This window comes from Gilliamella sp. B2923, assembly GCF_026536565.1.
In the GTDB taxonomy this organism is placed as follows: domain Bacteria; phylum Pseudomonadota; class Gammaproteobacteria; order Enterobacterales; family Orbaceae; genus Gilliamella.
Window position 1 is genome coordinate 128,901 of the sequence record NZ_JAFNNZ010000007.1, and the last position, 20,939, is coordinate 149,839.

Sequence of the window (20,939 nt, forward strand, 5' to 3'; positions counted from 1 at the left end):
CTCCTTGAATAAAAGTAAAGGCGCATTAGTTCACGCCTGCTTGATCTAAAATAGCGATAAATTCGTTAACGCAATGACATGTTGTTAAGCGGGCTATTTGTTGTTCATTTTGGAATAAAGCGATTAAGTTCTGTAAGTTTTCAACTTGTTCATGGGGTTGTTTCATTGCCAACATAAAAATAAATTTGACGGCAACTTTCTCCTGCTCATTTGTCATGGCTGAAAACATAATCGGGTGTTTTAATGATGCAAAACAGATTTGCGATTGATTAACTTTTGATGAATCGGTATGCGGCAGAGCAAAACCAGTTGAGTTAACCAATAATCCGGTAGGGTATTGTTGCTCTCTTTGTAAAATTCCGGCTAAAAAATCCTGTTTTACCATGCCGTGCACGTATAACATTTGTGCCATGGTAGTTAAGATCTCTTGCTGATTTGTTGCCTCAATATCAAATAGGCATAACTGTTTATCAAAGTACATCTTTCATTCCTCTTTGATTATCCAAAAATTGTTTTAGTTGTTTAAAATGCGTGATATTTTTTAGCCTCGATATCGCCGCTTTATTTGACACAATCTGATAAATCTCAGTAAAAACATCATTGATATTACTAATATTTTGCTCGCAAAGGCTGACCATAATAATGACGCTTATATCGATCGTTCCCCACTTAATTGGTTTACTTAAGGTCATAATTGCGATGCTCGAACGGCAAACAAACATCGGGGAGCCATGGGGTAAAGCAATACCCTTTTCAATAGAGGTATCGCCAATCTGTTCACGCTGGAGTACTGATTGCCGATAACGATCTGTGACATAGCCGTTATCTTCAAGCAGGGTGATTAATTGATTAAGGCAATCGCTTTTGTGATGAATATCAACTTGAAGTTGTATTAAATCCGGCATAATAAATTTTGCTATTGCGGGATAGTGACCTATCTGATCGGCAAAATTGTTGGGGCGATTAAGCACATAATCCGCATAAGCTTGCATTATCTTTTGATAATCATGAGTATTTAATAGTGATGATATTTTCACTATCGGTTTATTAACATTATGAATATCGAGCGTAGTAATAATTAAATCGACATTGGTTAAATCGGTCGAGGCTAACTTTAACACGGAAAAAACTTCGATATTATCCTTTGACGGTAATAATTTACGCACTTTGCTCAGCACTAAATTAGACGAAGCGCAACCATATTGGCAGATAATCACAATATTGTTAGCGTCAGCGGCTTTGTCTAAGGCAATTTGAAAATGGATCAATAAAAAAGATATTTCATGATCATTAAGGCGAATATCAAATTTGCGCTCTAAGTCCGATAACGCATACCAAAGCACACTAAATAGCGTTGAGTACTCTTGTTTTATCTCATTTAGCAATGGGTTATTTACTCTGATCTGTCTTTGCATACGGGTGATCATGGGTGGAAAATGAGATAACAATGAGTGAAATAATTTGCTATCCTTGCTCAGATCAACCCCCTCAATATCGCTAATTTTTTTGATAATTTGCCTAACGGTTTGTTCATAAAAGCTGTTATCAACTTTGAGTGATTCATCAAAAATACGGTGCGCAAAAAAGAGTTTACTTAGATATTTGATATCATTGGTTGCAAAGTTAACGGCAAAAGTCGTTTCGAACTGTTTAGTCAGATCAACTGCAATCAAATAAGATTGCATATAGCGGATGTGGTTAAATAAGAAATCTTCTTGCTCATCAATGGTAAAACCTAATTTAAGCCTTTTTAATAAAATGGTTATCGCAATAAGCAAAGAGGATAGATAGTATTCTGATGTTTGTTGAACTAACGATTCATCGTGGTTAAGTAGTATCTGGCTAATTTGCTCAAAGGACTTATCGCCAAATAGTGACATCATCAACTGATTGATATAAATACTGTCTTGTTTATTAACATAGCCGGAGAGAAAATATTTGATAGCTCGCTGTATTTGGCTCTCTTTACCTTGAACAATAATGCGCTTGTGGGTCACTTTAATGGTTACCCCTTCTTGTTCTAGTAAGCGATTAATAGACTCGATATCTTTATGTAACGAAGTTTTACTGACGATATAATCATTCGATAATTGCTCAAGCGAGAGGGTTTCATGATTTAAACAGCAACGTTTTACAATATCCAACCGTCGATACTCAGGCGTTAACCGGCGAGCTTTTTTATTAAAATACCCATGGGTATTGTGTTGCTCAAGGTAACAGATTATTGGTTCAATTGGCTGTTTTTTACCGACTAAAATAAGCCCTTTGCGTGGTGATTTTTCAATAAAAATTTCAGTATTAAAGGCTTTTGCTAACTGCTGATTTAGCTTTTCAACATCTGCATAAATGGTTTTGGTTGAAATTGATAATTTTGCGCTAAAATAGATTGCGGGTTTAAATGCCGATTCATTAAAAAGTAGCTTAAGTAAATCGATTTGCCTGTCCATTCCCCCACTCCCTTTTATCTCTGTTGTTGCAATATTTTTTCTGACTGATTAGTAAAAAGTATAATGAGTTGAATAGATAAGACGATGACATTTTTTTCCGCATTAATATGGAAGCAAATGTCATAATCAGAAGGCGGGAGCAGCTTTATGATGAGATGTGTCATCATAGATTGGCTATAACGTAATGGGTTTAAAATGGGCAGGAAATGTGTGCAAGCTTGCTTTGTTTGATCCAATAAAAAACCGCCGTAAAGCGGTTAATCATAGTATTACAGCGCGGTCGATGTTTGTTATCATCAAACAAAATAGATAAAAACCGTTAAGCTTCGCGCTATTATTGGCGGATCATAATAGTGTATTACCCGCAAAGCGCCATTAGCTTTAAGTTTTTAAATTTGTCTATTTTTTGGTTGCCAGCACTCTTTCAACGGTATCGACTATGGCTTGTGTTTGCGAATCAATTTCGATATTGACCTTATCATCAACTTGCTTATTGCCTAGCGTTGTTATTGCTAAAGTTTCCGGAATAAGATGAATATCAAATCCATTTTGCGTCACTTCGCCAATGGTTAAACTGGCTCCGTCGATGCCGATAAAGCCTTTGTATAACACATATTTCATAAACTGTTCTGGCAGGGTTAAATGCATGGTACAGTTGGTCGGTGTTTTTTCAATCCGTTCAATTGTTGCAGTGCAAGAGATATGCCCGGACATAATATGTCCCCCCACTTCATCACCAAATTTGGCACTACGTTCAATATTAACGTAATCATTAATCTGTTTACTGCCTAACGTGGTTAAGGCGAGCGTTTCTTGCATGATATCAAACCAAACCGTATCATTTTCAAATTTGGTTACCGTTAAACAACAACCGTCATTAGCAATTGAAGCGCCAATTTCAATCTTAGCGGTTAACGATTTAGGTAACTTGACTTTATAAGTTCTTAATTTATCACGATCGACAATATCAATAATTTGTCCAACGCCTTGTACAATACCGGTAAACATATCTTTTATATCCTGTTTATATTGACTCTTGGCGGTTATTCTAGCCTAATGTCATGTCGATTTCCTGTTAATTCATCGGATATTTGCGATAACCAATTTAACTTGTTAATTCTTAATCAAAAATAATTCAATCGATTGAAAAGCGTGGCGACCTTGGATTAAAAGATATTCATTTTATGATGCAACTGTTATGATCATCATCCTACAATTATCTATTGAAATCAGGCTGGTTAATGATTGCCATTTAGATGCTATTGCCAATATCATTACGCCTTAAATGATTAGGAATTAATTATGCTAAAACTTATTTTAGCCATTTCAGTCGGGTCGGTTGCTGGTGGTTTGTTGCGTTGGTTTTTATCGCTTAAATTTAATCTTATTGCCTTTGCGATACCTTTAGGCACGCTACTGTCAAACCTGATCGCCGGTTATATTATTGGCTTTGCTATTGCTTTTTTTAATCACGCCAATCTTTCCGCCGAATGGCGATTATTGGTCATAACCGGTTTTTGTGGCGGTTTATCCACCTTTTCGACTTTTTCTGCCGAAATTGTTAACTTTTTGCAAGAAGGCCGTTATACCTTAGGGCTGATAATGATTGCCGTTCATGTGATTGGGTCAGTTTTGATGACGTTTTTAGGAATATTGTCCTATCAATTTTTACGAACATGCTAATGACTTAATCAAAAATATTTCAAAAAATCGACATCAAGAGAGTTTACAACCTTAAAATACTGTATTAATATACACTGTATACAAATACAGTATCGAGGTTATTATGCTTATTGAACATTCAACGCCCCAATTAACGGCGATAGATTTTGAATCTCCTTTTCAACAAATTTTACAACAACAACGCCCGTTATTACGATCGTTCAATAAAGCCAAAAAATGGCAATTATGGTTATCTGATCGCCCAATGTTAAAACGGTCATGGATTAATACTGCCGGCCTTGATAAGCAAAAAGTGGTGCATTTAAGCAATTTAAAAGACGAAAGTTTAGTTGCCACTATCGAAAAAGCACTGCAAAGCAAAACTTGCAGTTATGTGGTTGCTTGCATCAACCAACTCAACGATCAAGATAAACAGCGTCTTGAGCAAGCGGTACTGTCGAGCGATACATGCTTACTTTTAGTTCACGATCAGTTGAGTGAACAACCTGTCGCCTACCATTAATTTAATCATGATAAGACAATACGCCTACTTTCATGCAGGCGTATTTGAGTCCACGGCTGAATTAATCATGCTAAGACAGTACGTCAGTAGAATAATAAATAGCGTTATTACTCTACTGATCGCTTAACCTTAATTCGACCAATCAAGCCTAAAATAGATAATGCCTCTACAGCATTATCATTATTTCAAATATAACATTAGCCACCGCACGCTTTTTTTGTTTGACGTTCAATCTGTAAACACGATGAAACGATCACACTTATCGAAAAAGTGCAGTTAACAACAGCAAAACTTCGCTTGCAATTGTATGGCTAATGAACGATCGACTATCAATTGTTTTGTATTTTAAACTTTACTAATGATTGACTAAAATAACGGTTATCGTTTTGTTAAGTCATTTAAAGTAGATAAAAAATGTATGCAATAAGGTGTTTATTGCTTATTTAATGCATCTTGTCGGGCTTGATTTATGATTGCTTTAGACATCCATTGGGCAATAGATATCAGTTGTTGATTATTTAAGTTCCAAATATCTTTTAATACCATAAAGATTTCTGAACCGTAGACTACCGAAATAGCATAAACAACCTTTTGGTATAACTCTTCGGGTAATTCAAACTTTAACGGTTGCAATATAGACGGTAGTATCTCTTTACGATTACCCCGTACAAACTTTTTCTTTTGAGGTTCAACATTGCGCCGTTGATTTGCCCACTGTTGTAAAGATATTCTCAAAGCAGCACGCAAAGCGCCTTCATGTTTTAACATCTGCGGAAAGGCAAAAGCCAGAAAATCATTGACTCTTTCCTGACAATCGGATTTATCCGACTTCCAATAAAAGATAGGACCTAATGAGCATTCAACCACCGCCGCAATCAAATCACTTTGCGTCGGAAAATAACGGTAAGCTGTCGCTCTTGATATACCTGATTTATCGGCAAGTTCGGTAATGGTTAATTCACCGCCCTCCTCGAGTGCTTCCAATGCTGTGTTAATTAAACGATGAAAAGTTCGCTTTTTTGCTCCAGTATATTGTTGAAACAAAGCCATAAGATATATTCGCCTAAGAATTTTTTTTGAAGGTTTAATGTAGGTGGCGCCTATAATACTGCATTTTTTTTAAATTTTTAAAGCATATTTTTTGAAAAAAAATGAGACTTTAGTCTCATTTTATATATAATGTACCACTAACCTGGATTCGTTTGGTTAATGTTTTGAGTTCGACTTTATATCCAACAAGGAGAAATAAATGGCATTACAGGACACGATTTATTTGGTAACAACCCTTGACACCAAAGGTGAAGAGGCCGTTTTTATAAAGAATTTACTTGTACAAAAGAATCTCGTTTGTAAGTTAGTCGATATTTCAACTCTTTCACATCAATACAATCACTTCGCAGATATTTCATCCGAAACCGTCGCAAATTTTCATCCCAATGGAAAAGAAGCAATCTTTAATGCCGATAGAGGCAATGCCATTGTAGCTATGGCAAGTGCATTTAAATCATTTTTAATGGCGCAAAAGGATGTTGCTGCAATTTTAGGTCTGGGTGGTTCAGGTGGAACAGCATTAATTACCCCAGCAATGCAATCATTACCGGTCGGTGTACCAAAATTAATGGTATCAACCATGGCATCGGGTGATATTTCCGGCTACATTGGCGCCAGTGATATTGCCATGATGTACTCCGTCACCGATATTGCCGGCATAAATGTTATTTCACGTAAAGTTTTAACAAACGCCGCTAATTTTATTGCCGGCGCAGTATTATTTAAATCTCAAGAAGCCGTTGAGGATAAACCGGCTATTGGTTTGACCATGTTTGGGGTTACCACCACTTGCGTACAGTCTGTCACAGCAAAACTTCATGACAACTATGACTGTCTGGTTTTTCATGCAACCGGCAGTGGCGGTAAAGCAATGGAAAAATTGGCTGATAGCCATTTATTGCAAGGTGTGCTTGATATCACCACAACTGAAGTATGCGACCATTTATTCGACGGCGTACTCGCTTGTGATGAAGATCGCTTTGGTGCGATTGAAAGAAGCCAAGTTCCTTATATCGGATCGACCGGTGCGCTTGATATGGTCAATTTTTCAAGCCCGGATACGATACCGCAAAAATATCAAGATCGCTTATTTTATCCGCATAACCCACAAGTAACCTTGATGAGAACAACGCCGGAAGAAAACCGAAAAATGGCGAATTGGATAGCAACCAAACTCAACAAATGTCAAGGCAAAGTAACATTTATTATTCCTGAAGGTGGATTTTCAGCTTTAGATATTCAAGGTGGTGCTTTTTGGTCACCGGAAGCAAATAAGGCATTTATTGATGAATTTGAGAAGGTTTTTAATCAAACCGAAAATAGAAAATTAATTAAAGTGCCTTATCACATCAACTCACCAGAGTTTTGTGATCTTGTTATCAATGAATTTACCAATATTATGAAATAACATTTGGAGAATATATGAGTAGTAAACGTGCACAATTGCTTAAAAAATTCCATGACATGATTTCAAAAGGTCAACCTATTATTGGTGGTGGAGCAGGTACAGGATTATCAGCTAAATGTGAAGAAGCAGGTGGCATAGATCTCATCGTTATTTATAACTCCGGTCGTTATCGTATGGCTGGACGTGGTTCGTTAGCAGGGCTTTTAGCTTATGGTAATGCTAACGAAATTGTCATGGATATGGCAAAAGAAGTTTTACCCGTAGTGAAAAACACACCGGTGCTTGCTGGTGTTAATGGTACTGATCCATTTTGTATGTTTGATCAGTTTTTAGATAAATTAAAAGAAACAGGTTTTGCCGGTGTGCAAAATTTCCCAACCGTTGGACTTATCGACGGTAATTTTAGAGCTAACTTAGAAGAAACCGGCATGGGTTATGCGTTAGAAGTTGAAATGATTCGTAAAGCCCATGAAAAAGATCTTCTCACAACACCTTATGTCTTTAGTGAGCAAAATGCCATTGATATGGCAAAAGCCGGCGCTGATATTTTAGTACCTCATATGGGATTAACCACCGGTGGTAGTATTGGTGCTGAAACAGCACTTAAGCTTGCTGATTGTGTACCATTAATTAATCAATGGGCAAAAGCAGCTAAAGCGATTCGCCCGGATATTATTATCCTTTGTCATGGTGGTCCAATTGCTACCCCTGAAGATGCTCAGTATATTTTACAAAACTGTCCGGACTGTAACGGCTTTTATGGTGCTAGTTCCATGGAACGACTACCTACAGAAGTTGCTTTAAAGCAAACTACAGAACAATTTAAACTTATTCGTCGCTAACAATAATGAAGAAAGCAATAACGGCTACAGCAATGTAGCCCGTTATTTATTCCAACCTCTCCCCTACTAATCTAACGCTTATCACCTTTAATTATCCTCGGTTTGCCAAAACAATTAATCTTCATTTTATTGATCAAATAAATTTAATGATTACTGACGAGAGAGTGTTTAAATAATGCGTGCTGAATTTTTTTGCTTGGTTGCCATTTAAGTTTATCTAGCATCGGTATGATTTTCTATGACTTATCACAATGATTTTGGCGTTTAAATTCACGTATAACTTTACAAGTTGTCATAATTTATGAAACAATCACTTCGTATTATCCTATTTTGACCGAGTAATAGCCATTAGTATCATTTTATACCATTATCAATTGATGTTATTTTGCTAACTTAAATATAGGAAAAATAAAAATGAAACAATATCAAACTGATCTAGCAGCACTTTTTTTACGAATTGCTTTAGGTGTTATGTTTTTGGTTCATGGTTTCACAAAATTACTGGTTTTTACCCCGTCCGGCACTTCACAATATTTTGAATCTCTTGGCTTCCCTGGCTTTACTGCCTACATTGCAATCGTGTTTGAAATTGGTGGCGGTGCGTTGTTACTGCTAGGTATTTTTACCCGTGTTATCGCTATTATCGCTGTGATTGAAATGTTGGTTATTACCTTTATCCATTATGGCAATGGTTGGCAATTTTCCAATACTGGCGGCGGCTGGGAATATCCGGCATTTATGACTATTACCGCCCTCAGCCTTGCGCTATTAGGCAATGGGCGTTATAGCGTATTAAGACATAAATACCCGCAATTGGCAGAGTAAAATCTGGTAACCAATTTTATTGATACCCTCAAATTCAATCGATAATGCTACTTAGAAGGTATATGTTTTAGGTCAAAACATATACCTTCCGCATTTTATAAATCCTGTTGTTACAATCTAAATAATTTTCAGTCAGTTTTGTTATAATTATTTCAATAATCTATCTAAATGAGTTTGCTCAGTTTTCGCAATCTCATTCAAGTATCGACCATAAGCTAGTCATACCTCAAATAAGATTACCGTGCTTTGAATAATCATGAATCTTATCAGCATCAAACTCACCCAATATCACCTCATTAACAATCGCTTTAGGCTGACTATACGACTATTACGGCAATTTGTGCAGGTATTAATAAATCCGCTGTTTAGCTATCCAACGCCATGCTCTCTTACTGAACAAGGTAGTATGGTAGGTAACTATTTTTTATTAAATTAAAAAAAATAGTTGCGAGTAAATAATTTCTGTTATATTTTGTTCACTAATTGACACAGTAAATCAAATTAATGGTTTTAATTTTATGAATTGTTTTTGCGTTTTAGTTATTAAACATCATCATCACCATCATTCCTGAATAGTCTTCGGGCGATTGGTGCTGGAAGACATTTGGTCTTCCGGTGATATCGCGAAAGCAAATAGAAAACCCTCGGAAGATCAAACTTCCGAGGGTTTTTTGTTTGTGGTTTAAAATTTTTTTGGATAAGTTGGAGAATAATATGTTGGATAATTCACGTTTACGTATAGCAATGCAAAAATCTGGGCGCTTAAGTGACGAATCGAAAAAGTTACTGGCACAATGTGGCATTAAGATTAATCTACAAGAGCAACGCTTGATTGCCTTTGCCGAAAATATGCCAATTGATATCTTGCGTGTTCGCGATGATGATATCCCCGGTTTAGTCATTGACGGCGTGGTTGATATCGGTATTGTCGGAGAAAATGTGCTTGAAGAAGAAGTACTTGATAGACAAGCTGAAGGCGAAGATCCTAAGTATAAAAAATTACGTCGGTTAGATTTTGGTGGATGCCGACTATCGATTGCAGCACCAAGAGATTTTAACTATACCGGTCCTGAATGTTTAAATAACCTACGAATCGCCACCACTTATCCTCACCTACTCCGTCGTTACCTCGCTCAATATAATGTTACCTTCAAAACCTGTTTGCTTAATGGATCGGTTGAAGTCGCACCTCGTGCCGGACTGGCGGATGTGATTTGTGATTTAGTCTCAAGTGGCGCAACGCTTGAAGCAAATGGTCTACAAGAGATCGAAATAATCTATAAATCCAAAGCATGTTTAATTCAACGTGACGGCGAGATGTCAGTGACTAAACAGGCATTAATCGACAAAGTAATGACCCGTATGCAAGGGGTGATACAAGCTCGTGAATCTAAATATATTATGCTACATGCCCCAACCGAAGTATTAGATGAGGTGGTTGCATTATTGCCGGGCGCAGAAAATCCAACAATATTGCCATTAACCGGTGAACAAAATCGAGTTGCCCTGCATATGGTAAGCTCCGAATCGCTGTTCTGGGAGACCATGGAAAAGTTAAAAGCATTAGGCGCAAGCTCAATCCTTGTGTTACCAATTGAAAAAATGATGGAGTAAAACAGCTATGAAACTCTCTTACTGGCAACAATGTACTGAGCAACAACAAGCGCAGCTATTAACTCGCCCCGCTATGGCGGCTTCTGATAGCATTAGTCAAGCGGTTAGCTCCATTTTAGATCAGGTAAAACAAACTGGCGATGTCGCTTTAAAAGCGTTAAGTCAGCAATTTGATAAAGTTGAAATCAATCAGCTTAAGCTATCTCAAGATGAGATTAAAACCGCAACCGCTCAAGTTGATCTGGCATTAAAACAGGCGATGCAATTAGCGGTGAGCAATATTAAAAAATTTCACCAAGCACAAGTTAAACCGTCGATAACGGTTGAAACGATGCCCGGCATCACCTGTCAATTAGTCACAAGACCTATCGACTCGGTGGGGCTTTACATTCCCGGTGGCTCCGCCCCACTACTCTCTACGGTATTAATGCTGGCAACCCCGGCAAGCATTGCTGGTTGCCGCAAAGTGATACTCTGCTCACCGCCACCAATTGCTAACGAAATTCTTTATGCGGCTGAGCTGTGTGGTGTGACAGAAATCTATCAATTAGGTGGCGCGCAAGCGATTGCAGCAATGGCATTTGGTACCGAAACCGTTCCGAAAGTGGACAAAATATTTGGGCCAGGCAATGCCTACGTTACCGAAGCAAAACGCCAAATTAGCCAGCGGCTTGACGGAGCAGCAATCGACATGCCGGCAGGTCCTTCAGAAGTTCTGGTTATTGCTGATAGCTCAGCTAACCCATCATTTATTGCCGCTGACTTATTATCTCAAGCAGAACATGGCCCCGATTCGCAAGTGGTACTGCTGACGCCGGATGAAAAAATCGCACACGCAGTATCAATCGAAGTCGACAAACAGCTGGCACAATTATCACGCCAGGCGATTGCCGAAAAAGCGTTACAAGAAAGCCGACTTATTGTCACTAAAGATTTACAGCAATGTGCTGAAATCAGTAACCGTTATGGACCTGAACATTTAATCATTCAAACCCAAAATGCCGACGAGCTTGTCGAGCAGATAACCAGTGCCGGATCGATTTTTCTAGGTGACTGGTCGCCTGAATCAGCCGGCGATTATGCATCGGGCACCAACCATGTATTACCGACTTATGGTTACACCGCTACCTACTCAAGTTTAGGATTAGCTGACTTCCAAAAACGCATGACCGTTCAAAAATTAACGCCGGAAGGCTTGCAAGCAATTGGTAATGCGGTTGAACTTATGGCGCAAGCTGAACAACTCACCGCGCATAAACAAGCGGTCACCCTTCGTTTAGCGGCATTAAATGCAACCAATCAAAAGTAGGTAAATAACATGGATATTAATCAATTAGTCAGAAAAAATGTACAAAAATTAACGCCGTATCAATCTGCTCGCCGCATTGGTGGTCAAGGCGATGTATGGCTTAATGCTAACGAATACCCTGTTGCACCTCACTTTGAATTAACCGAGCAAACATTAAACCGCTACCCGGAGCCGCAACCGGAGCAAGTGATAAAGCGTTATGCGCAATATGCCGGCGTACAGTGTGAACAATTAATTGTTAGCCGTGGCGCCGATGAGGCAATAGAGTTACTGATGCGAGCGTTTTGCGAACCGGAGCAAGACAGTATTTTATACTGCCCGCCAACTTACGGTATGTATCAAGTCAGTGCTGAAACGCTAGGCATTAAAATTAAAACGGTACCAACGACTTCAGACTGGCAGCTTGATTTACAAGCCATTGCGCAAAATCTTGATACCGTTAAATTAATTTACGTTTGTTCGCCAAACAATCCAACCGGTAACTTGATAAAACCGGAAGATATTAAAAGCTTGCTCAAGCTGGCAAATGATCGTGCTTTAGTGGTAATTGATGAAGCCTATATTGAGTTTACTCCTCAATCATCTGTGGTGAGTTGGCTCAATGAGTACCCAAACCTCGTGATTTTACGAACATTATCGAAAGCCTTTGCTTTAGCGGGATTGCGCTGTGGCTTTGCTATTGCTAACAAACCAGTGATCGACGCCTTACAAAAGGTGATTGCGCCTTATCCATTAGCCACCCCGGTCGCTGATATTGCCAGTCAAGCACTGAGTAAAGAAGGCATTGAGACAATGAGACAAAATGTCGAAAAGCTTAATAACCAAAAACAGACATTTATCGAGGCGCTCAATAAATTATCAATAGTTGAAAAAGTTTACCCTAGCTGGTCTAACTATTTATGTGTTAAATTTCAAGAAGGTAAAGACGTATTTAAAACCTTATGGGATCAAGGCATTATTCTGCGTGATCAAAGTAAATCCACCGGACAAACTAATATGATTCGCATCTCTATTGGTACTCAAAGCGAATGTGAAGCGGTGATCACAGCACTTAAAGCGATAAACTAGGAGCAATCATGTTACAAAAATATTTATTTATCGATCGTGACGGAACCTTAATTACTGAACCGCCAATTGATTTTCAAGTTGATAGTTTCGAAAAACTAGCATTTGAACCGAATGTCATTCCGGCACTACTTAAATTACAAGCAGCGGGTTATAAGTTGGTCATGGTGACCAACCAAGACGGTCTGGGTACTGACAGTTACCCGCAAGCGAGTTTTGACGGTCCACACAATTTGATGATGCAAATTTTTGCATCTCAAGGGGTGAATTTTGAAGAAGTGTTAATCTGCCCACACTTTCCGCAAGATAATTGTCAATGTCGAAAACCTAAGATTGAATTAGTCTTACCTTACTTAACCAGTGGAGAGCTTGACAAAGCAAAAAGTTATGTAATTGGTGACAGGGTCACAGATATTCAACTTGCTGAAAATATGCAGATCAACGGATTACGTTATGACCCAATTACCCTTAACTGGAATGAAATAGCCCAACGATTAACCACCGCTGATCGCTATGCAAAAGTGCAACGTAATACTAAAGAAACCAAAATACTTGTTGAAGTTTGGCTAGACCGGCAAGGTGGTAACCAAATCAATACCGGTATCGGCTTTTTTGACCATATGCTTGACCAAATTGCAACACACGGTGGTATTAAACTCAATATTCAAGTTGAAGGTGATTTACATGTTGATGATCATCACACGATTGAAGATACCGGTTTAGCTTTAGGTGAAGCCTTAAAATTGGCGCTAGGTGATAAACGAGGCATTACACGTTATGCTTCAGTCATCCCTATGGATGAGTGTTTAGCTACATGTGCAATGGATATATCTGGCCGTCCTTATCTGGTCTTTAAAGCGCAGTTTACCCATCAAAAAGTGGGCGATATGAGCACCCAAATGGTTGAACACTTTTTTTACTCAATCAGTTATGCAATGGGTATTACGCTCCATATTGAAACGCAAGGCGATAATGATCATCACAAAATTGAAAGCCTATTTAAAGCCTTTGCCAGAACGCTTAAGCAAGCAATTAAAATCGAAGGTGATAGACTACCTAGTTCAAAAGGAGTTTTGTAATGAATATCGTCATTTTAGATACGGGGTGTGCCAATCTGGCCTCAGTAAAATATGCGATTGAAAGGCTTGGCTATCAACCCATTATTAGCCTTGACCCCGATGTCGTTATCAACGCTGATAAGCTGTTTTTACCGGGCGTTGGCTCAGCTTCGGCGGCAATGGAAAAATTAAAACAACGCAATTTAATCGACCTTATTAAAGTCTGTACTCAGCCAGTGCTTGGTATCTGTCTTGGCATGCAACTGTTAGCTGAGTATAGTAGTGAAGGACATGTTCACACGTTAGGTATTATTGATGAAAAAGTAGCGAAAATTCCGGATACCGGATTACCGTTACCTCATATGGGGTGGAATCAAGTATACCCTAAAGCCGGTCATCATCTATTTAGAGATATTCCTGATGGTGCTTATTTTTACTTCGTACATGGATACGCCTTACCATTATGCTCATCAACTATCGCAGAAACCAATTACGGCGAAAGCTTTACAGCTGCCGTACAAAAAGACAACTTTTACGGTGTTCAGTTTCATCCCGAGCGTTCTGGCTCGGCCGGTGCAAAATTGCTGAAAAACTTTTTGGAGATGTAACAATGACGGCTAACCCAATTATCATTCCTGCGCTCGATTTAATTGACGGCTCAGTTGTTCGCTTGCATCAAGGCGACTATGAAAAAAAACGCGATTATGGTAACGATCCATTAACGCGTTTGCAAGCCTATGCCAATGAAGGCGCAAAGCTATTGCATCTGGTTGATTTAACCGGTGCCAAAGATCCTAAAGCCCGCCAAATATCACTAATAAAAACGCTGATTAATGGTGTACAAGTACCGGTACAAATTGGTGGTGGAATTCGTCATGAAGACGATGTTAAAGCCCTACTTGCCGCCGGTGCTAGTCGGGTTGTCATTGGCTCAACGGCAATTAAAGAGCCTTCATTGGTTAAGCAGTGGTTTAAAACTTATGGCGCCGATGCGTTAGTTTTGGCATTAGATGTCCGCATTGACCAACAAGGCAATAAATATGTTGCTATTCACGGCTGGCAAGAGGATTCTAAAAAGACGCTTGAGCAAGTGATTGAAGATTATCTCCCTTTTGGTCTTAAACATGTACTATGTACCGATATCTCTAAAGACGGTACACTCAGCGGTAGCAATATTGAATTATATCAACAAATCAGCCAACAGTACCCTCAAATTGCTTTTCAAGCTTCCGGAGGCATCGGTCAATTAGCCGATGTGCAAGCTTTAAAAGACAGTGGCGTGGCCGGGGTCATTGTGGGACGAGCATTGCTCGAAGGTAAATTTACAGTTCAGGAGGCAATTTCATGCTGGCAAAAAGGATAATCCCTTGTTTAGATGTGCGTAACGGGCAAGTGGTTAAAGGCGTACAGTTTCGCAATCATGAGATTATTGGTGATATCGTACCACTGGCAAAAAGATATGCTCAAGAAGGTGCTGACGAACTGGTTTTTTATGATATTACTGCGTCATCAGACGGCCGGGTAGTAGATAAAAGCTGGGTGGCCAAAGTTGCCGAAGTGATTGATATCCCCTTTTGTGTCGCCGGCGGCATAAAAACAGTTGAAGATGCCGGGCAGATTTTGGCTTATGGCGCAGATAAAATTTCAATCAACTCGCCGGCATTAGCAAACCCCAAATTAATCACTCAGTTGGCAGATTGTTATGGTGTGCAATGTATTGTTGTGGGCATCGATACTTGGTATGACAAACAGACGAATAACTATCACGTTTATCAATTTACCGGCGATGAAAAACGCACTGTGGCAACTAAGTGGAATACTATTGACTGGCTGCAAGAGGTACAACAGCGCGGCGCCGGTGAAATTGTTCTTAATATGATGAATCAAGACGGCGTTCGTCATGGTTATGATCTTGAGCAATTAAAAACCATGCGTGAAGTGTGCCACGTGCCGCTAATTGCCTCCGGCGGTGCTGGTGAGATGAAACATTTTTTAGAAGCATTTAAAGACGCTCATGTCGACGGTGCATTAGCCGCTTCAGTCTTTCATAAACAAATTATTAATATTGGCGAACTTAAACAATATTTAGCTAACCACGGAGTAGAGATACGATTATGCTAGTTTCAAATTCTAATGACCCATTTGATCCAAATCAGCTTGATTGGCAAAAAGTTGACAATTTAATGCCGGTGATTATTCAACACTATGTTTCAGGCGATGTATTGATGCTTGGTTACATGAATCAATCAGCACTTAGCCAAACGCTCGCTAGTGGTAAAGTCACCTTTTATTCACGCACTAAAGCCCGTTTATGGACAAAAGGCGAAACATCAGGGAATTTTTTAAATGTGGTCAGCATTTCAACCGATTGTGATAACGATACTTTGCTTATTTTAGTCGATCCGGTTGGCGCAACTTGCCATACCGGCTCAAATAGTTGCTTTGCCAACGCACAAACACAGTGGGGATTTTTATATCAGCTCGAACAGCTGATTGCTTCGCGCAAAAATGCCGATCCTAAGTCATCTTACACCGCTAAACTCTATCATGACGGTACGAAGCGTATTGCGCAGAAAGTGGGAGAAGAAGGGGTTGAAACAGCTCTTGCCGCAACGGTACGTGATACTTTTGAACTTAAAAATGAATCTGCCGATCTGATTTATCATCTGTTGGTGTTACTGCAAGATCAGAATCTATCTTTACAAGATGTGATTGAGATATTAAAAGCAAGACACAAATAGTTTTACTTAATCAAAGTGTGATCCGTTTCGCACTTTGATTTTTTACAAACCTCATTGGGCAAATCATTTAACGGATCGGCAGTTTTACCCCATTAAACATTGCCTGAACTTGAACATTATTTTCACACAAAATCAACTTATCAACCGTCTGTTTATTTAAATGCGGCGAAAATTGACTGATAAACTCATACATATAATTACGTAAAAATAGTGAACGTGCAAAAGCGATATAAGTTGTGCTATAAGGAAAGATATGCCCGGCATTGAGCACAACAAAATCACTATCGGCTGATTCATTAACGGCCATTTTCGCCACTATCCCTACCCCAACCCCTAACTTAACATAGGTTTTAATCAAGTCAGCATCGGTAGTACTAAAGACAATATTAGGCAACTGATTGGCTTTGATAAAAGCTTGATTTAAGTCTGAACCGTCGTTAGAAAAATCGTAACTGACTAGCGGGTATTTCGACAACTCTTCAATGCTGATCAAACTGCTTTTTGCCAGCGGATGATCTTTCATCACAATTACCGCTTGATTCCAATGATAGCAAGGTAAGGCTATCATATCATCGTTAAGCTGTGCCAGATCGGTAATAATGGCAAAATCGGCTTGTCCACTTTGCGCCTGCAATAAGCATTGTGAAGATGAGCCCTGCTCCATGTGTAAAGTAATGCTTGGGTATTGTTTCATAAACTGTTGAATGACAACGGGCAAGGTATAACGGGCTTGAGTATAGGTGGTTGTGATTGTTAGCGTCCCTTGGTTTGGTTGGCTAAACTCTTTAGCGATAATTTTTATATCGTGTGATTTGTTTAAGATTTCCCGGGCTAAACTAACAATTTTTTCGCCGACCGGCGTGACTTCTGAAAGGTGTTTTCCCACTCGGGTAAAGATTTGAACACCTAATTCATCTTCAAGTAATTTAATCTGCTTGCTAATGCCAGGCTGTGAGGTATAAAGCTTTTCCGATGTTAACGATACATTGAGATCATTATTGACGACTTCAACAATATATCGTAGTTGTTGCAATTTCATGATAAAGGCTCCTTTAACTTTACCGGCTTTGCTCTTTTTCGAAACAAGCAAAAAAGAGAACAACCATAAAGTTATTCCTTTTACACTTTAGCACAAACCTAAACTGCATTTTTATACTAAAACGTAGACAAAACCCGAAACAGTGTAATGACTGTTTCGGGCACTCTTAGCTATTTTTTACCGCTAATCCATTTGCCATCAACATATTGCATTACCCAGCCGGTCGATTTTCCGTTAACTTCAGAAGTCACATATTGTTGTTTACTTTTTCGGCTAAAACGAACGATAGCTGGGTTACCGTCAGGGTCTTTACTTGGTGCTTTAGTAAGATAGAGAAACTTTTCCGGTAAACGATCTTTAAATCGTTGCAATTCCTCGATCAATGGCGCACGTGTTTCTCTGGATTTAGGGAAATTATGGGCAGCTAAAAAGATCCCCGATGCACCGTCACGTAACACAAAATGCGCATCTGACTTAACGCATTTTAATTCAGGCAAATCAACAGGATCTTCTTTCGGTGGTGCCACATCACCATTTTTTAAAATTTTACGGGTATTTTTACAATCCGGGTTAGTACATCCCATATATAACCCAAAACGACCCGATTTTAAGTGCATTTCAGAACCACATTTTTCACACTCAATAATCGGACCTTCGTAACTTTTTACTTTAAAGTTTCCTTTTTCAACAATAGAGCCATCACAAATTGGGTTGTTACCACAAATATGTAATTTACGCTCATTATCCAATAAGTAGCTATCCATTGCAGTGTGACATTTTGGGCATCGTTTACGTGCACGTAAAGCATCGGTTTCAGCCGTGTCGGCCTCTTCTAAGATGTTTAGCGTTTCGTGTTCAGGTATCAGGTTTATGGTTTGTTTGCAGCGCTCTTTAGGCGGTAAAGCATAACCCGAACAGGCTAAAAATACGCCCGTTCCCGCAGTTTTAATTCCCATTTCACGCCCACAATTTGGACATTTAATTTCAGGTGTTAAAACTAAAGGATTAAGTTGCATACCACCTTTATCTGGCGCTTGCTCTGCAACTTCTAAATGCTGACTAAAATCACTAAAGAACTGATCGAGCACTTCCCGCCACTCTTGTTTTTTGTGAGCAATCTCATCGAGCGCATGCTCCATACGGGCAGTAAAATCATAGCTCATTAAATCATTGAAGTTTTCATTCAATCGGTCAGTAACAATCTCACCAATCTTTTCAGCATAAAAACGGCGATTATCTAAACGAACATAACCCCTATCTTGAATAGTCGAAATGATCGTTGCATAAGTCGACGGCCGGCCAATCTCACGTTTTTCAAGCTCTTTAACTAATGACGCCTCGTTATAGCGTGCTGGCGGTTTAGTAAAGTGCTGATTTGGGTTTAGGCTGATTAAATCCAACTTATCATTAACCGCAACGGTCGGTAAGATTTTATCTTCACTGTTTTTGGTCAACTGTGGTTGTACTTTTGTCCAACCGTCAAATCGTAAAGTACGCCCTTTGGCTTTTAAAATAAAATCGCCAGATTTGACCGTAATAGTTGTCGAATTATATTCGGCTGATGTCATTTGACACGCCACAAATTGGCGCCAAATTAATTGATATAACTTACACGCATCTGCTTCAACATCACTGATATTGTCGGCCAAAATGGTGACATCAGAAGGACGAATAGCTTCATGGGCTTCTTGCGAGTTCTTTTTACTGGTGTAAACATTAGCCGTTTTAGGTAAGTACTTATCACCAAAATGCTGTCCAATATAATCTCGCACCATGGTTAACGCATCTTGACTTAGATTGGTCGAATCGGTACGCATATAGGTAATATAACCGGCTTCGTAAAGGCGCTGTGCCAACATCATCGTCTTTTTAACGCCAAAACCTAAACGGGTGCTAGCAGCTTGCTGCAATGTCGAGGTTATAAAAGGGGCTGTTGGATTACTTTTGGTCGGCTTTTGCTCAATATTTGTTACATGATACTGACTATTATTAAGCTCAGCTAATGCCATATCAATGGCAACTTTATCTTTAGGCTCAAATGCTTCATCTTTGTAATGCGTCACTTGTAGCGTTAATGGCTCTTGTTTGGCAGTACTTAAGTCGGCATAGAGATCCCAATACTCTTCAGGAATAAATGCATGAATTTCACGCTCACGCTCAACCACAAGGCGCACAGCAACAGACTGAACACGACCAGCCGATAGCCCCCTTGCGACTTTTTTCCAAAGTAGTGGTGATAACATAAAGCCCACAACACGGTCCATAAATCGGCGTGCTTGCTGAGCATTGACCCGATCCATATCAATCATCGCGGGATGATTAAAGGCATTTTTGATAGCGGTTTTGGTGATCTCATTAAATACCACCCGACGATATTTGCTATCATCGCCACCTATCACATCTTTAAGATGCCAAGCAATGGCTTCCCCTTCTCTATCCAAGTCGGTTGCCAGATAGATCATATCGGCATCTTTGGCTAATTTTTTAAGTTCGGCAACCACACGTTCTTTGCCGGGTAAGATCTCATAGTGTGCTTTCCAACCGTTATAAGGATCAACACTCATGCGATCTACTAGCGCCTGTTTTTCAGAACGCTTAACTTTTTTCTCTGTTTTATCTTTGGCGGTTTTTTCTGTGCGCTGGCTACTGCCACTTACCGGAAGATCTCGAATGTGCCCCACGCTTGATTTAACCACGAAATCTTTGCCAAGATATTTATTTATCGTTTTTGCTTTGGCTGGTGATTCCACAATAACAAGGGATTTTCCCATAATTAAACCTATATTATCCTGTTGTTTACGTTATTTACTCTCAACTTCGTTAAGAAGAAGCGAAAGTAAATCATCTTTAATTGTCGATACTTTATTGACGTATTGCTCTTTTTGCTCAGCATCTTCAATCAGTTGTGTAATTGTTTGTGACAACGTGCAACCTCGGCGCTTAGCTAAACTTGCCAATCGTTGCCAGACTAGAAACTCTAAATCAATTGATTTTTTTCGGGTATTTTGTTGTTCAGCATTAAAATGTCGTTTACGTCTTGCCCGAATGGTTTGCTTCATGCGATTGTCTAAATCGGGATTTAAATGCGCTTTTATCCAATCAACGACACGTGTTGGATTATGCTCTAATAACAGTAATTCATTGACGGCATGATTTGCAGCGCTTTTTTCTAAATAACGCGTAATAGCTTCGCCTTCTAAATGCCTTTTTACTAGATAGTGCCACTTCCAACCACATTCAAGGTTTTCTAATTGCTGATATTTCATAGGTTCACCTTGTGACGCTGTAACTATTTCGCCTATTTGTAGCATAAACTTAAAACACAATAAAGAAAATTATTGCATTTGACAAATTTT

At 39.1% G+C, this 20,939-nt stretch carries 20 protein-coding genes and 1 other annotated feature; of the genes, 13 read left to right on the forward strand and 7 right to left on the reverse strand.

Translation table 11 applies throughout. The features are described from left to right. Positions 1 to 25: 25 nt before the first annotated feature. The 3 genes from J3U42_RS08945 to J3U42_RS08955 form a co-directional block, all read right to left on the reverse strand. Positions 26 to 481 (reverse strand): PTS sugar transporter subunit IIA, encoded by a 456-nt coding sequence (locus J3U42_RS08945; RefSeq protein ID WP_220219514.1) that lies wholly within the window; start codon positions 479 to 481, stop codon positions 26 to 28. Then, the gene (locus tag J3U42_RS08950) at positions 471 to 2,447 is read right to left on the reverse strand and encodes a BglG family transcription antiterminator (RefSeq protein ID WP_267336252.1); all 1,977 of its coding nucleotides are present in this window, start codon (positions 2,445 to 2,447) and stop codon (positions 471 to 473) included. Before J3U42_RS08950 ends, J3U42_RS08945 begins: the two co-directional genes overlap by 11 nt. 399 nt (positions 2,448 to 2,846) lie before the next feature. Further along, entirely contained in the window at positions 2,847 to 3,455 is a 609-nt protein-coding gene (locus tag J3U42_RS08955; protein WP_220219512.1) for a riboflavin synthase subunit alpha, read from the reverse strand. 294 nt (positions 3,456 to 3,749) lie between these two features. Between J3U42_RS08955 and crcB the strand changes: the two genes are divergently transcribed. Then, on the forward strand, positions 3,750 to 4,130 hold the full coding sequence (gene crcB, locus J3U42_RS08960; RefSeq protein WP_267336253.1) for a fluoride efflux transporter CrcB: 381 nt from the start codon (positions 3,750 to 3,752) through the stop codon (positions 4,128 to 4,130). Positions 4,131 to 4,233: 103 nt separating this feature from the next. Continuing rightward, positions 4,234 to 4,632 carry a cell division inhibitor SulA gene (locus J3U42_RS08965; RefSeq protein WP_220219510.1) on the forward strand — a complete coding sequence of 133 codons (399 nt, stop codon included), beginning with the start codon at positions 4,234 to 4,236 and terminating at the stop codon, positions 4,630 to 4,632. 432 nt (positions 4,633 to 5,064) lie between these two features. Here the strand turns inward: J3U42_RS08965 and J3U42_RS08970 are convergent, their stop codons facing one another. After that, positions 5,065 to 5,682: a TetR/AcrR family transcriptional regulator gene (locus J3U42_RS08970; RefSeq protein ID WP_220219509.1), complete on the reverse strand. Its 618-nt coding sequence runs from the start codon at positions 5,680 to 5,682 to the stop codon at positions 5,065 to 5,067. A gap of 199 nt (positions 5,683 to 5,881) precedes the next feature. On the opposite strand from J3U42_RS08970, the gene J3U42_RS08975 reads away from it, so the two are divergent. The 11 genes from J3U42_RS08975 (at position 5,882) to hisIE (ending at position 16,544) form a co-directional block, all read left to right on the forward strand. Continuing rightward, positions 5,882 to 7,090 carry a Tm-1-like ATP-binding domain-containing protein gene (locus J3U42_RS08975; RefSeq protein WP_220219508.1) on the forward strand — a complete coding sequence of 403 codons (1,209 nt, stop codon included), beginning with the start codon at positions 5,882 to 5,884 and terminating at the stop codon, positions 7,088 to 7,090. Positions 7,091 to 7,104: 14 nt separating this feature from the next. Further along, positions 7,105 to 7,932 carry a phosphoenolpyruvate hydrolase family protein gene (locus J3U42_RS08980; protein ID WP_220219507.1) on the forward strand — a complete coding sequence of 276 codons (828 nt, stop codon included), beginning with the start codon at positions 7,105 to 7,107 and terminating at the stop codon, positions 7,930 to 7,932. A gap of 414 nt (positions 7,933 to 8,346) precedes the next feature. Beyond that, positions 8,347 to 8,757, forward strand: a complete 411-nt coding sequence (locus tag J3U42_RS08985; protein ID WP_220219506.1) for a DoxX family protein — start codon at positions 8,347 to 8,349, stop codon at positions 8,755 to 8,757. Between the two features lie 550 nt (positions 8,758 to 9,307). Beyond that, positions 9,308 to 9,433: a sequence feature (His leader region), on the forward strand. A gap of 38 nt (positions 9,434 to 9,471) precedes the next feature. Next, the gene (gene hisG, locus J3U42_RS08990) at positions 9,472 to 10,371 is read left to right on the forward strand and encodes an ATP phosphoribosyltransferase (RefSeq protein ID WP_267336254.1); all 900 of its coding nucleotides are present in this window, start codon (positions 9,472 to 9,474) and stop codon (positions 10,369 to 10,371) included. 7 nt (positions 10,372 to 10,378) lie between these two features. Further along, positions 10,379 to 11,680: a histidinol dehydrogenase gene (gene hisD / locus J3U42_RS08995; protein ID WP_267336255.1), complete on the forward strand. Its 1,302-nt coding sequence runs from the start codon at positions 10,379 to 10,381 to the stop codon at positions 11,678 to 11,680. 9 nt (positions 11,681 to 11,689) lie between these two features. Continuing rightward, positions 11,690 to 12,748, forward strand: a complete 1,059-nt coding sequence (gene hisC / locus J3U42_RS09000) for a histidinol-phosphate transaminase (RefSeq protein WP_267336256.1) — start codon at positions 11,690 to 11,692, stop codon at positions 12,746 to 12,748. 8 nt (positions 12,749 to 12,756) lie between these two features. Then, positions 12,757 to 13,824, forward strand: a complete 1,068-nt coding sequence (hisB, locus tag J3U42_RS09005; protein WP_267336257.1) for a bifunctional histidinol-phosphatase/imidazoleglycerol-phosphate dehydratase HisB — start codon at positions 12,757 to 12,759, stop codon at positions 13,822 to 13,824. Continuing rightward, positions 13,824 to 14,411, forward strand: coding sequence for an imidazole glycerol phosphate synthase subunit HisH (gene hisH / locus J3U42_RS09010; RefSeq protein ID WP_220219501.1), 588 nt, complete (start codon positions 13,824 to 13,826; stop codon positions 14,409 to 14,411). The genes hisB and hisH overlap by 1 nt, the downstream gene beginning before the upstream one ends. A 17-nt stretch (positions 14,412 to 14,428) precedes the next feature. Beyond that, positions 14,429 to 15,166 carry a 1-(5-phosphoribosyl)-5-[(5-phosphoribosylamino)methylideneamino]imidazole-4-carboxamide isomerase gene (gene hisA / locus J3U42_RS09015; protein ID WP_366518662.1) on the forward strand — a complete coding sequence of 246 codons (738 nt, stop codon included), beginning with the start codon at positions 14,429 to 14,431 and terminating at the stop codon, positions 15,164 to 15,166. Further along, positions 15,148 to 15,924 carry an imidazole glycerol phosphate synthase subunit HisF gene (gene hisF, locus J3U42_RS09020; protein ID WP_220219499.1) on the forward strand — a complete coding sequence of 259 codons (777 nt, stop codon included), beginning with the start codon at positions 15,148 to 15,150 and terminating at the stop codon, positions 15,922 to 15,924. The genes hisA and hisF overlap by 19 nt, the downstream gene beginning before the upstream one ends. Beyond that, on the forward strand, positions 15,918 to 16,544 hold the full coding sequence (hisIE, locus tag J3U42_RS09025) for a bifunctional phosphoribosyl-AMP cyclohydrolase/phosphoribosyl-ATP diphosphatase HisIE (RefSeq protein ID WP_220219498.1): 627 nt from the start codon (positions 15,918 to 15,920) through the stop codon (positions 16,542 to 16,544). The genes hisF and hisIE overlap by 7 nt, the downstream gene beginning before the upstream one ends. 67 nt (positions 16,545 to 16,611) lie before the next feature. On the opposite strand, the gene cysB is transcribed toward hisIE, so the two are convergent. The 3 genes from cysB to matP all read right to left on the reverse strand — a co-directional run bounded on the left by cysB (position 16,612) and on the right by matP (position 20,849). Beyond that, positions 16,612 to 17,583: an HTH-type transcriptional regulator CysB gene (gene cysB / locus J3U42_RS09030; protein WP_220219497.1), complete on the reverse strand. Its 972-nt coding sequence runs from the start codon at positions 17,581 to 17,583 to the stop codon at positions 16,612 to 16,614. Positions 17,584 to 17,753: 170 nt separating this feature from the next. Further along, entirely contained in the window at positions 17,754 to 20,354 is a 2,601-nt protein-coding gene (gene topA, locus J3U42_RS09035; protein WP_220219496.1) for a type I DNA topoisomerase, read from the reverse strand. Between the two features lie 30 nt (positions 20,355 to 20,384). Next, a complete protein-coding gene (gene matP, locus J3U42_RS09040) occupies positions 20,385 to 20,849 on the reverse strand; it encodes a macrodomain Ter protein MatP (protein WP_220219495.1) in 465 nt (154 codons plus the stop codon). Between the last annotated feature and the right edge of the window lie 90 nt (positions 20,850 to 20,939).

Coding starts and splice junctions, on each gene's coding strand:
- J3U42_RS08945 (WP_220219514.1), bottom strand. CDS start 481: ATGTACTTTGATAAACAGTTATGCCTATTTGATATTGAGGCAACAAAT.
- J3U42_RS08950 (WP_267336252.1), bottom strand. CDS start 2,447: ATGGACAGGCAAATCGATTTACTTAAGCTACTTTTTAATGAATCGGCA.
- J3U42_RS08955 (WP_220219512.1), bottom strand. CDS start 3,455: ATGTTTACCGGTATTGTACAAGGCGTTGGACAAATTATTGATATTGTC.
- crcB (WP_267336253.1), top strand. CDS start 3,750: ATGCTAAAACTTATTTTAGCCATTTCAGTCGGGTCGGTTGCTGGTGGT.
- J3U42_RS08965 (WP_220219510.1), top strand. CDS start 4,234: ATGCTTATTGAACATTCAACGCCCCAATTAACGGCGATAGATTTTGAA.
- J3U42_RS08970 (WP_220219509.1), bottom strand. CDS start 5,682: ATGGCTTTGTTTCAACAATATACTGGAGCAAAAAAGCGAACTTTTCAT.
- J3U42_RS08975 (WP_220219508.1), top strand. CDS start 5,882: ATGGCATTACAGGACACGATTTATTTGGTAACAACCCTTGACACCAAA.
- J3U42_RS08980 (WP_220219507.1), top strand. CDS start 7,105: ATGAGTAGTAAACGTGCACAATTGCTTAAAAAATTCCATGACATGATT.
- J3U42_RS08985 (WP_220219506.1), top strand. CDS start 8,347: ATGAAACAATATCAAACTGATCTAGCAGCACTTTTTTTACGAATTGCT.
- hisG (WP_267336254.1), top strand. CDS start 9,472: ATGTTGGATAATTCACGTTTACGTATAGCAATGCAAAAATCTGGGCGC.
- hisD (WP_267336255.1), top strand. CDS start 10,379: ATGAAACTCTCTTACTGGCAACAATGTACTGAGCAACAACAAGCGCAG.
- hisC (WP_267336256.1), top strand. CDS start 11,690: ATGGATATTAATCAATTAGTCAGAAAAAATGTACAAAAATTAACGCCG.
- hisB (WP_267336257.1), top strand. CDS start 12,757: ATGTTACAAAAATATTTATTTATCGATCGTGACGGAACCTTAATTACT.
- hisH (WP_220219501.1), top strand. CDS start 13,824: ATGAATATCGTCATTTTAGATACGGGGTGTGCCAATCTGGCCTCAGTA.
- hisF (WP_220219499.1), top strand. CDS start 15,148: ATGCTGGCAAAAAGGATAATCCCTTGTTTAGATGTGCGTAACGGGCAA.
- hisIE (WP_220219498.1), top strand. CDS start 15,918: ATGCTAGTTTCAAATTCTAATGACCCATTTGATCCAAATCAGCTTGAT.
- cysB (WP_220219497.1), bottom strand. CDS start 17,583: ATGAAATTGCAACAACTACGATATATTGTTGAAGTCGTCAATAATGAT.
- topA (WP_220219496.1), bottom strand. CDS start 20,354: ATGGGAAAATCCCTTGTTATTGTGGAATCACCAGCCAAAGCAAAAACG.
- matP (WP_220219495.1), bottom strand. CDS start 20,849: ATGAAATATCAGCAATTAGAAAACCTTGAATGTGGTTGGAAGTGGCAC.